Annotated in this window: 8 protein-coding genes; 3 read left to right on the forward strand and 5 right to left on the reverse strand. The window is 58.9% G+C overall.

What is annotated here, in order from left to right:
- Window positions 1–36: 36 nt before the first annotated feature.
- The 5 genes from VGL22_RS12110 to VGL22_RS12130 all read right to left on the reverse strand — a co-directional run bounded on the left by VGL22_RS12110 (window position 37) and on the right by VGL22_RS12130 (window position 4,524).
- On the reverse strand, window positions 37–282 hold the full coding sequence (locus VGL22_RS12110; protein ID WP_465267187.1) for a hypothetical protein: 246 nt from the start codon (window positions 280–282) through the stop codon (window positions 37–39).
- A gap of 420 nt (window positions 283–702) precedes the next feature.
- The gene (locus VGL22_RS12115; protein ID WP_465267188.1) at window positions 703–3,366 is read right to left on the reverse strand and encodes an ADOP family duplicated permease; all 2,664 of its coding nucleotides are present in this window, start codon (window positions 3,364–3,366) and stop codon (window positions 703–705) included.
- Between the two features lies 1 nt (window position 3,367).
- Window positions 3,368–3,697 (reverse strand): PadR family transcriptional regulator, encoded by a 330-nt coding sequence (locus VGL22_RS12120; protein ID WP_465267189.1) that lies wholly within the window; start codon window positions 3,695–3,697, stop codon window positions 3,368–3,370.
- A 246-nt stretch (window positions 3,698–3,943) separates the two neighbouring features.
- Window positions 3,944–4,159 (reverse strand): chemotaxis protein CheB, encoded by a 216-nt coding sequence (locus VGL22_RS12125; protein WP_465267190.1) that lies wholly within the window; start codon window positions 4,157–4,159, stop codon window positions 3,944–3,946.
- Window positions 4,090–4,524: an STAS domain-containing protein gene (locus VGL22_RS12130; RefSeq protein WP_465267191.1), complete on the reverse strand. Its 435-nt coding sequence runs from the start codon at window positions 4,522–4,524 to the stop codon at window positions 4,090–4,092. The genes VGL22_RS12125 and VGL22_RS12130 overlap by 70 nt, the downstream gene beginning before the upstream one ends.
- A 656-nt stretch (window positions 4,525–5,180) precedes the next feature.
- Here VGL22_RS12130 and VGL22_RS12135 point away from each other — a divergent pair.
- The 3 genes from VGL22_RS12135 to VGL22_RS12145 all read left to right on the forward strand — a co-directional run bounded on the left by VGL22_RS12135 (window position 5,181) and on the right by VGL22_RS12145 (window position 9,974).
- Complete coding sequence (locus tag VGL22_RS12135; protein ID WP_465267192.1) at window positions 5,181–7,190, forward strand: cytochrome c3 family protein; 2,010 nt, start codon at window positions 5,181–5,183, stop codon at window positions 7,188–7,190.
- Between the two features lie 315 nt (window positions 7,191–7,505).
- On the forward strand, window positions 7,506–8,633 hold the full coding sequence (locus VGL22_RS12140; RefSeq protein WP_465267193.1) for a hypothetical protein: 1,128 nt from the start codon (window positions 7,506–7,508) through the stop codon (window positions 8,631–8,633).
- A gap of 3 nt (window positions 8,634–8,636) precedes the next feature.
- On the forward strand, window positions 8,637–9,974 hold the full coding sequence (locus VGL22_RS12145) for an NAD(P)-binding domain-containing protein (protein WP_465267194.1): 1,338 nt from the start codon (window positions 8,637–8,639) through the stop codon (window positions 9,972–9,974).
- Window positions 9,975–11,475 lie beyond the last annotated feature (1,501 nt).

The following is an 11,475-nucleotide window of genomic DNA, read 5'->3' on the forward strand; positions in this document are numbered from 1 at the left end:
AAGCCCCGCGCTCCGTGACTGCCAAGGGGTTGCAGACTAATCGCCATCATTCCTGAACAGGGCGTCAAATGCCAGTTTGCCTGTCAGGCCAGATCCAGCTGGACGCGGACGGCGAACCACGGGATGGGCAGCCTTTTCCCGCTCCCGTTCGGCTTGCTCGGCCGACACAACGACAATCTTGGGACCGGTGGCGCCGCCCAGCGCGACGGCCGCTTTTGGTGCATGGGGCTTTGCGCCGAGCGCCCGGCTGGTGACATTCTGACGAACTCGCGTGACAGGCAATCTTTGCGCTCCTTGCGATCGCGGAACCCGACTGACCTCAGGCGCAGAAACTTTGGAAGTCGCCGGCAGGGTGGGCTTTTCTGTTTGAGCTGGCTCTGGAGCGACGGCGTTGGACTTAGCCAAGGGCTCGAGGCTGGCCTTCTCCGAACCCCGCTTACGGATTGGCTGGGCAGGTCGAGATTTGCTTGGGGGGACCGGCGGCGTGCCGACAGGAGCGGGAGCCTTCTCGCCGGGGTCGAGCTTCTTGTTCGTGCGAGGCGAGGCCTGGCTTTGTTGACCGGGCAGTGGAGCTAAGAGAAGTTGGCGAGCCTCGCGCAACCTCGAGAGGTATGCATCGATCTCAGCGATGATTCCAGTAAGGGGCATAAGGAACTATCTTAAATTCGTTCTCTGACTTCGTCACTTAGCAGGGCGTCGCGTTCACTCCGCGCGCAGGATTTCGGTGGGATCCGTGCGCAGCGCACGAAGCACGGCGGGGAGTGTGGCCACAAGCGTTGTCAGCAGAATGGCACATGCCGGCAAGGCCATTGTGTCCGCATCGGTTGCTTTGACCTGGTATAAAAGCGATCCGAAAAAGCGTGCTGCGCCGAATCCGAACGACAGGCCCGTGCCGCCTCCTATCGCGATCATCAGGAAAACGTCGAGAGTGACAATGCGCACGATGCCGGAACGAGGCGAGCCAATCGCCATGCGGATGCCGATCTCGCGGCGGCGCTGGAGCACGGAGTGATTGAGCACCGCGTAGAGTCCGATGCCGGCCAGGAGCAGCGCCACAGCAGCAAAGAAAAGCGCGAGCGTGGCTATCAGGCGCTCGCGAATGGTTTGGTCGCGGACCAGATCGAGTTGCGTGGTGATGTTCGAGACGCGAAGGCCGTTGTTGCGCCGCGCGATAATCTGGCGGAGGGAATTGGCAAGGGCCAGCGGGTTCTGTGTGTCCGTGTGAATGGTAAAGGTGGCGAAGCCAACGGGCGTGGGGAGGGTTTTGTCGTCGGTTTCGTCGAATGGGACATAGAAGATGGGGCGGTCAGGCTCGCGCAGGTCATGGTAAGGGACATCCGCGGTGACGCCGACGATCTTGTTGAGAGGTTGATGGGCGCCCCGCTCAAAGGTGCGCCCGATCGGGTCCTGGCCAGGGAAGTAGGTCTTCACGAAGATTTCATTGACGATGGCGGCTCCCGGCGAGGTGTCTTGAGGGCGGAAGGCGCGCCCAGAGGTTAGCGGGATCTTCATCGTCGAGAACCATTCCGGGGAAACGTTCAAAAACCAGGCGGGAGTCGGACTGGGCGGGGCGCCGTTGATGGAAATTTCACTATTTATCATGATGCGTCCGACAAGGGGCCAACCCGAGATGGCAACCGAGTCAACGCCAGGTGTCGCGCGCAGCGCCTCGGCGGTTTGGTTCCAAACCACTGGGAGCCGGCCTTTGCCCGCCACGGTTTCGAGCAGCAGGAGACGGTCTGTGGAGAAACCGAGAGGCCGGTTCTGCAGGCGCTGGAACGACCTGACGAACAGCGAACACATAAAGAGCACGAGGAAACAGAACGCGACCTGAAGAGCGATCGCTCCCCGCATCAGCCGCCGCGGCGAGTGCGGGTCCTCACCACCCTTGAGAGCGGCCACGGGCCGCACGGCAGAGGCACGGAGAGCGGGAAGCAAACCAAACAGGAGAACGACGAGGACAATGAGTCCGAAACCGAAGAGAAGCACACGCCAATCGGCGGGCAGCGCCAGGCGGGCAGGGTTGTCGGGTGGATTGACGAGGCTGAGCACAAACGGCGCCGACCAGGCGGCAAACATGGCGCCAAAGAGAGAAGCCAGCACGGCGAGCAGCGCGCTCTGCGAAAGGATGAGCTGGATGAGACGACGGCGGCCTGCGCCGATCGAAATTCGGAGAGCCATTTCCTGAGCTCGCGCCGAGGCCTGTGCGGTCATCAGGTTTGCAACATTCAGGCAGGCGATGAACAGGATAAGAGCCGCTAAGAGACCGAGGATGCCAAGGTATCGTCGATAGTCCTTCTGCAGATCGGAGACGCCCGCGCCGGCGGAAGAGATGACAAGCTGCTGATTGAGAAAGCGGTCGATGTCTCGCTGAGTTGCGCCGTGGAAGCAACTGGAACAGCTGACCTGGAAGGCGTGGTTTATTGCGGAGAGATGCTGGCGGAGCGGCTCTATGGCGGTGGCCTGCTTAACTCCGGGTTTCAACATGAGGAAGACGCGGTGCCAGGTCATGCTCTCCTGGCTGGCCGACTTGTTCATGCTCAGAGGCAGAAACACATCTGTGACCGTACCCTTTTCGGTCCCGCTGAAATTGCGCGGGCCGACGCCGATGATTTCAAAAGCCTGGTCACCGATGTGCACCGAGCCGCCCAGGACATGGGGATCGCGGCCGAACCGATGACTCCAGTAATCCCAGGAAAGGACCGCGTAGGGCTCGGCGCCAGGACCGCGGTCATCGGCTGGGGTGAGCAGGCGGCCGAGCGCGGGCTCAAGGCCGAAGACGGGGAACAGGTTGCCGGAGACATAAGCGACGTGGGCCTTCTCCACTTCGTCCGATCCGTCCATGGCCCAGGTGACGTCCGTCCGGTCGGCGTCGCTGATGGCGATCAGGTCGCCCTGCTCCTTGACAGCATCGTGCATGAGCTTGAACTCAGGCGTTGCCCAGTGGCCGTCCTCGACCGGCCTGCCGTACAACCCGATCATCTTGCGGGAGAGAACGTAGAGGTTGCTGGAATTGGAAATGGGCAGCGGGCGCCAGAGCAGGGCGTCGATGAGACGGAAGGCGGCGACACAGGAGCCAATGCCGACAGCGAGCGACAGCACCGCGGCGGCGGACGTCACCTTGTTGCGACCGAGCTGCCGCCAGCCAAAACGTATATCGGCAAGAATCGCCTCAAGCCATCCCGCTGCTCGAATGCTGTGGCTCGCCTCGCGGCGCCGAAGCATCGAGCCGAATGAACGGCGCGCTTCCCTCGGATCGCGTCCTGAGGCAATGGCTTCTTCGATGTGGGCCTGCAACTCTTCCTCAATCTCACGATTCAAGCGCTCACCACGCATGGCATTCAAGACCCGCGACCACAAAGACATCTCATGCCTCCCGGAGAACCCGGTTGATAGCCAGGCTGACAGACCGCCAACGCGACTCCTCCGCCCCTAGTTGCTTCTTGCCGGCGGCGGTAAGTTCGTAGACACGGGCGCGGCGGCCGGTATCCTTCTTGATCCACTCGGCGCGAATCCAGCCCGCTTCCTCCATCCGATAAAGCGCTGGGTAGAGCGAGCCTTCCTCAGCGCGCAGCACTTCGCCGGATGTATCGCCAATGGCAGCCATGATGGCGTATCCGTGAAGCCGTGGGCGGCGGGACAGTATTTTGAGCACCAGCAAATCGAGGGAACCTTGCAGAGCATCCGTCTTAGCCATACAGAGATGTCTTTATATAGACATCTGAGCAAGATTGTCAATGGGGATCGCGGTCGCGTCAGAGCGGTGAGTACACATCATCAGTATGCGGTCACTGCTATAAGCCGGCTGCGAAGCGCACTCACTGCCTGTTGGGATTGTTTGTCGCTACAGCGCTGTTTTGGCACGACTCTGCAGCGCACCAGTTGCAACTGAACTGTAACTCGCCACGGTACGTGCATTGCCGGAACACCCGTGCGCCGTGACTTAACGCGCCAAAGCCAGAACCGAGCCGGCGACCGACTGTAGAGGAAGAACCTTGTCGACGCAGTTCAACTTGATGGCCTCCTTAGGCATGCCGAAGACCACACTCGTCGCTTCGTCCTGCGCGATGGTTATTGCGCCGGCCTGCTTCATTTCCAGCATTCCGCGCGCGCCATCGTCGCCCATGCCGGTGAGAATGATAACTCCGCAAAACTGCAAGATGTTCCAGAATGCCCGCATCGGCCAGGGACAGAGAAACTGCCTCCGGAATTTGGCCGCTTATACTCACCCCCACCGGAGCGTTCAGCTTCCCGCTGAGCGGCCCAAAGCAACTGAACCGTGGTCACGTCCAGACTGGTCACACCGTCGAGCGCTACTTGCACAGGCTTGCCTCGCAGCAGAGCCTCCACCAGCACGGCCTTCAGTTCCGCCGCGTCCGCAATGTCAATTGAGCCTTCAAGCCGCACCAAGCTCGAATCTTCGCCACTGCAGCGGTTTACACCCGTCTCTGGTTGCTCACTTTCGACGGTCCTACCGAACTTGGCGATTGCCCGACGTCGAACTGTCTCGACGTCCGCACCCACTCACCGATCGAGCCGCACGATTGTTTCATCGGCATGGAAAGAGCAATTCAGGGTAGAAAAAGGAGGCGCCAGGTTGGAAGTTTCTGAGGCTGGCTTCCCAACTTCTTCTTCCGCGCCAGGCCGGCTGGGCGCTGCCATTTGTCTGAAACCCCGCCTAACAGTTCGATATCCGGCCGCGTGTGTTCGCCGCTGGAATTCAAAGAGCTGCTCGGTGGGCACCTGAGCCGCTATCGCATGGCGAGTCAGACGCCTTACCACCTCGAATCGCACTCGATTGCAACGTGGCGGGCCAAGCTTCGCCAATAGTCGGCGGACCCTTGGAACAAGTTCATTGAATGCTTTTCACAGAGGCGGGTGATCGGTGCGCTGTTTTACACCGGTATCCAGTCCAGCGCGCTTAGAACCCGTGGCGGCCGCGGAGGTGTCGACTTGGCGGCCTTGGGCTCACGGTGGCATACTCAACTTAGTACTTCCCCTTTCGGTTCATAACTCAGAGCACGAGCTTAGCTCCTGCCGTACGTAGTCTGTCCCGCTTGTTGTCTGTCGCCTGCTTTCCTGTCTTGGTTTCTGCTGGCTCGTCATCTCCCTCTCTTTGCACACGAGCTACACAGTGAACCCTTAACTGGCTAAGGCAGTAAATCAGGACGAAGACAACGATGAGCGCGTGCAAGGCCCTGTCGAGCAAGAAGGGCACGCCGGGTAACACATCGCTTGCGAGTGGCCCTTTCCATCTCCTGGACATTTTCGCGCGCCTGGCAATTGCGCTCGCCTTCGGGGTCGCCGCACCCGCGCATGCACAAATCTCGCCTGGACCACTGGCAAGAGTGCACCAGGACTTGAACGGCGGTACAAACTGCGTCAAATGCCACGAACTCTCGCCCAGCGCGCCTTCGTTCCGCTGTCTCGAATGTCACCAGGAAATCGCCGCCGAACTGCGGCAGAACGAGGGGCTTCATGCCACGTTCCCTCGATCGAGTTCGGCCGGTTCTGCATGCGTCAAATGCCATTCGGATCACAACGGCGAAAATTTCCAGATGATCCACTGGACACCAACGGCGTCAGGCTTCGCCCACACCGCCACTGGATTTGCGCTCGACGGCAAGCACGTGGGGATCAGTTGCCGGGCGTGCCACAGCGCGCAACGCATTCCGGCTGCCGCGAAGGCGCTGCTGAGGGGCAAAGACCTGAACCATACATGGTTGGGCCTCACGCCAACTTGCGGGAATTGCCATGAGGACAAGCACCAAGGTCGCTTCGGTACAGATTGTGCGCGCTGTCACTCCACCATGGATTGGAAAGCGGCCAGTCAGAATCTCGATGCGAAGAACTTCGATCACTCGACGACCCGCTATCCGCTGATTGGTGCGCATCGTTCTGTCTCCTGTATGAATTGCCACAGACCGGGACCGGACAGCCAGCCGCAATACACGGGCCTTCACTTCAACTCTTGCGCCGACTGCCATCGCGACCCGCACAAAGGAGAGTTCAAGCAAACCTGCGAGTCCTGCCACAGCACCTCGAATTGGAGAGATTCGCCCTTTGTGGCCAAGTTCGATCACGCCAAGACCGGCTTCCCGCTCGCGGGAAAGCACCTGGCGCTACAGTGCCTCTCCTGCCATGAGGGGGCGGATTTCAAATCGCCGGTTCCCCATGCAGCATGCGCGGATTGCCACGAGCCAGATCCCCACGCAGGCCAGTTCGCCAGCCGTCCTGACCGCGGAAAATGCGAGAGCTGCCACACGGTGAACGGCTGGACCCCTTCCACATTCTCGACTGCCGATCACGCGAGAACCGGATTTCCGCTGATCTTCCCGCATGCCGCTGTGAAATGCGCCCAGTGCCATACTCCCGCAGGTACTGGGACGAAATTCAAGATCAGATTCGCGCAGTGTGTGGAGTGCCACGAAGATGAACACCAGGGCCAGTTCTCTGGCCCACCCTGGCTCAACGGCTGCGGGAAGTGTCACACCGGCGCTACCTTTGAAAGGTCCAACTACAACCTGAAGTCACACAGCGGCTCTAACTTTCCGCTAACAGGCGCACACGCCGCGGTGGAATGCAGCGCGTGTCACAAGCCGACGCCCGGTGCGAAACTCGTCCTGTTCCATTTCAGCCAGGTCTCCTGCGCCACCTGCCATCAAGACGTTCACCAGGGGCAGTTCGCGCGCCGAATGGCGGTGCGCAATGCGCAGGGAAAATTGCTCGGATGCGAGGCATGCCATTCCACCAGGGAATGGAAAGATCTCATAGGATTCAATCACGCCCAGACAAGCTTCCCGCTCCTCGGTTCACATCAGGCCGTCTCCTGCGTCGACTGCCACAAGCCACCGGAAGGAGACCTGACGCTGGCGCATGTGAACTTTGCGAGCGCGCCTGCAAAGTGCAGTGACTGCCACAACAATCCGCATGCCGATCAGTTTGAGAAGCAGGCGCTTGACTGCGCCTCCTGCCATAACACCAATCAATGGCGTCCTTCGCTGTTTGATCACCAACGGACGCAATTCTCTCTCAGGGGTGGCCATGAACACGTTCCGTGCGCGGTATGTCACACGCTGAATAAACAGGTGAACGGAAGAACAGTGCTTTTCTACAAGCCGGTCCCGCTCGCATGCGAAGCCTGTCACCGATCCACCGTTCCTGCATCCTCCGATCATGCACGTATGTGATCGGCATGATGGTTCTCCTTCCGTAGAACATGAAAGGAAGTGTTCTGATGGGCAGCACGGCGAATGCTTGTACTTCGACCGCGGGGTCATGTATGTTGAGACAATAAGCCACTTTCCTCAGGTTCTAACTGCCAGGTTTCAGATGGAAGATTTATAGCCTCTTTCATCTTCTGTTGCCCGACTAAGATCGCGAGTCGTTGCCCCTTCTCCGAGGGCGGCGCACGCGATTCCCCTGGAGCCGGCTTAGGCCTCCATCGATGAGAGAAAGTCAAGCCGCAGAATGACTCTGAACCAGCTTGCTTCTGCCTTGGTTATTTGAGCTTCGTCTTTCATGTTGTGAGCCGCTGCATCGCTCCGCATAAGCACGAGGAGGTTCGGCGATCGCTACCACTGGTGCGGGCTAACTCGACCGATAGTTTGGGTCCGGTTCGCGCGCGCACCTGTCGAAGCGTTGCTCACCCCGAAGGAGAAACAGTGAATTCAACTCTATTGCAAGGCATTGCGGGCGCTACGTCTTCTGCGCGCAGGGGACACAATCCCTCCGTCCCTCATCGAATTCGCATCGCAATCGCAGCAGCTGCAGCTGTCGCGCTCGTCGCTTGCCTCTCCATCTACGGGGCCGGATATTATTTGCTCCCTCTTGACCTGAGACCGTACTCCGCCAAACATGAACTGCTTAAGCCTGGAGGAAGCATCGGGCTGAAGCTCGGCATCCTGGGCACATCCCTTTTCGTCCTGATCTTTCTATATGCGCTGCGCAAGGTCGTACCCTTCCTTCGTCGAGGATCCGCACGTCACTGGATGGACTTCCACATCCTTGCAGGCGTCTCCGCTCCTGTTGTGATCGCGTTTCACGCGTCTTTCAAATTCCGCGGCATCGCAGGGGGCGCCTTCTGGATCATGGTCGCCGTTGCGATCAGCGGCGTCATTGGCCGCTATCTCTACACCCAGATTCCACGCTCGATGAACGCGGCCGAGCTATCTCTGGCCGAGATTCAGAGCACGGAGCGCGAGCTATGCCACGAACTCATGCAGCAATCTCTCTATTCGGCCGAACGCCTGAATCGCATCTCACGCATGCCTTCGAAAATGCACGTTCGCGATGTCGGAGTCCTGCGTGCTGTCGGTGAAATGCTCCTGTTGGACATTACCCTTTCGTTTCGCATTGCAAGTCTGCGGCGCTCCTCATGCGACTTAGGAAGAGCCGCCCTGTCGCTGGGCGGCATTTTCCCCATCGCCAACCCCGAAGTGGAGCAGGTCGTCCGCCTGCTGCGGAAGAAGTCGTCGCTTTCCAAACGGATCGTCTTCCTGGATCAAACACACCGGGCGTTTCATCTCTGGCATGTCGTTCATCGGCCCTTCAGCTACGCCTTTGCTTTACTCGCAATCCTTCACATCATGGTCATCATGGGCCTGGGTTTCGGAAAGCTGGGGCTGCACTGACCAATGGAGACATTGCTTACCTGGCTGATTGCTGGAAGCGTCCTTGCTTTCTTCCTGATTCGGTACTGGCGCATACACAAGCGCAGGGAGTCGGCTGTCCGTGCTCGCCTTGAGCAAGGCCCCCTCTTTTCCGAAGGGCCCAAGGCGCAGCATCCAAGGATCAACATTGATTCCTGCATAGGGTGCGGCGGATGTGTCTCAGCGTGTCCTGAAGGAGACGTCCTGGGGGTTGTCGACGGCAAAGCTGCCATTGTGAATGGCCATAAGTGCATCGGCCACGGCCTGTGCGCGGAGATATGCCCCGTGGGCGCGATCCAGATGGTGATGGCAAAGCCTAGCGCCGGCGCTGATCTTCCTGTGCTCACTGAACACAACGAGACGAGCGTGGAAAACCTGTTCATCGCAGGCGAGCTCGGAGGACTGGCTCTCATCAAAAATGCCGTAAACCAGGGGCGTGACTGTGTGGATGAGATCGCCCGTCGCATGCAGGACCGCGTTGCCACAGAAGTTTGCAGCGACATCTACGATGTGATCATCGTAGGCGCCGGACCTGCCGGCATCAGCGCGTCCCTTCGTGCCACCGAGCGTGGCCTCAAGGCGCTCACGCTTGAACGGGAACAGGTGGGCGGAACGGTGTCAAAGTATCCTCGTCAGAAGCTGGTAATGACCAGCCCCGTCGAGTTCCCTCTTCATGGAAGGTTTAGTAAATCAACCCTTTCAAAGGAGGATCTGCTCGCGTTCTGGGAAAAGGTCATGGCGCGCGCTGACCTGAACATCCACGCTGGCGAGGGTGTCGATGCGGTCTCGAAGAGCACCGAAGGCCTGTTCTCGGTTCGCACTCCGCTCAGCGAATACTGCGCCCGCGCCGTCGTGCTGGCGCTCGGGCGCGCCGGCACACCGCGCAAACTGGATGTTGCGGGCGAGGATATGCCGCATGTGTTCTACCGGCTCATCGAGGCGGATCACTACGTCGGGAAGAACATCCTGATCGTCGGCGGTGGCGACAGCGCCGTTGAAGCGGCCATGGGACTTGCACGCCAGCCCGGCAACAAGGTCACGCTCTCCTATCGCCGCGGTGAGTTCTTCCGCCTCAAGGAGCGCAACGCCAAAAGAATTGCCGAACACATGGAATTGCAGAAAATGGACGTTCTGTTTAACTCCTCTCCCACCGAGTTCCGGCCTGGAAGTGTATCCATCGAAGTCAATGGAGATCTCCGGGAATTGCCTAATGACTTTACTTGGATATTGGCCGGTGGGACGCCTCCATGGGACTTCCTCAAAGCGGCTGGGGTCGCCTTCGGTTCTATGGATACCCATGAACGGCACACCCACTCGACGTAGAAGGTTCGTTCTTGTTGCAGGACCCTGCAGTGCACGCACAGCCCTGCTCGGTAAAAGCAATGAGTAGTCGATGACTTACAAGGAACAATTTACGTTGCATTGCAACTTTTACATTATTTTACATGCGGGAAAGTTTGAGCCCACATAGGGAGCAATTGAATTAAATCGACTTACCTCTCGTTGTATTTGGCCTGATGCGTGCAAGGTCGGGGATAACATCAAACAAATGGCACAAGTCAGACGGATTTCGCTCTGGCCATAAGCCACGGTATCGACGATGCAGCCGAGGATGACTCCCCAGTCCGCGGCCGGGCCCATCACCAGTCGTTACTTCGGCCGCCGCGCTGTTACAAGCGCTTAGGATCGGCCGTTTTCCATGATTTTATTCGGACGTGTGGCTTAAGCCACCTTGCACCCTATTCCACATGGAAGGAACGTACAATCATGACTAATAGGGACCTCTGCCCTTTTGTCTGTCCCGCCGCGCTTTCCCATTCGGCTACCCCTCTCGCGGCGCCACGCTTAGCCCTAAGGCATCATTTTGCCGATAAACTGGGGCTTCTCAAACACTTCGGATTCAATGTTTCCCCGCCATCCTAAACTCCTCCTCGTAACCGGAATTGGAACAGAGTACCCATCGCGCGCTAAGTGCATGTGCGTGCTGTACGCATGCGCCGAGGCGTAGACGGGTGACTTTAGAACCGCCGCGTATCTAATGCGCCGGCGTGATCGCCCCCGCGTGTCGCTCAAGCGGATAAGCGTCACGCAAGTAGGCCCCACGCACGCCTTGTCGTGGAGGTTACGGGAGCGTGCGCCGCAATGGCCCCATGTTTGCGACGCTCGCGCAACGAAGGAGCACGATGTACGTCATCATTCGATCTATTGTCGCATTTGGACTTTTCTGGAGCATGGCCGGCGCGCTTCCGGCGCAATCAGTGCGTCCAAAAGCATTGACCCAGAGCCCGCATGGTTCACTGGATATGTCCTGCGGCGCCTGCCACTCCGTGAATAGTTGGAAGGTTCTTCCCGAAAAAATCAGATTCGATCACGCGCGCACTGGATTCGCCCTGCGCGGACGCCACAGCAAAGTTGCATGCCGGGATTGTCACTCAGATCTCGAATTCGCAAACACTCCCAATAAGTGCCAGGATTGCCACGCAGATTTGCACCGCAGAAAGAACGGGGCCGAATGCGAACTTTGCCACAACACTAACGGCTGGCAGGTCTCTATCCATAACATCAACGAGCACCAGGACCGGTTCCCCTTGATAGGAGCACATGCGGTTGTCGACTGCTACGCGTGCCACAAAGTGGGCACGGTTGGACAGTTCAACCGATTCGGTCTGTCGACCGAGTGCTTCTCCTGTCATTCCACTGCGTTCAACAGCGCCATGGCGCCGAAGCACAGAGCGCTCGGATTCAGCACTGACTGTCGTGAGTGCCACATGTCCATGGATAGCTGGGCCGGAGCGACCCTGACTCCCAACCATAGGTGGAGGTA

It is taken from the genome of Occallatibacter sp. (genome assembly GCF_036502485.1).
Classification (GTDB): Bacteria; Acidobacteriota; Terriglobia; order Terriglobales; family Acidobacteriaceae; genus Telmatobacter.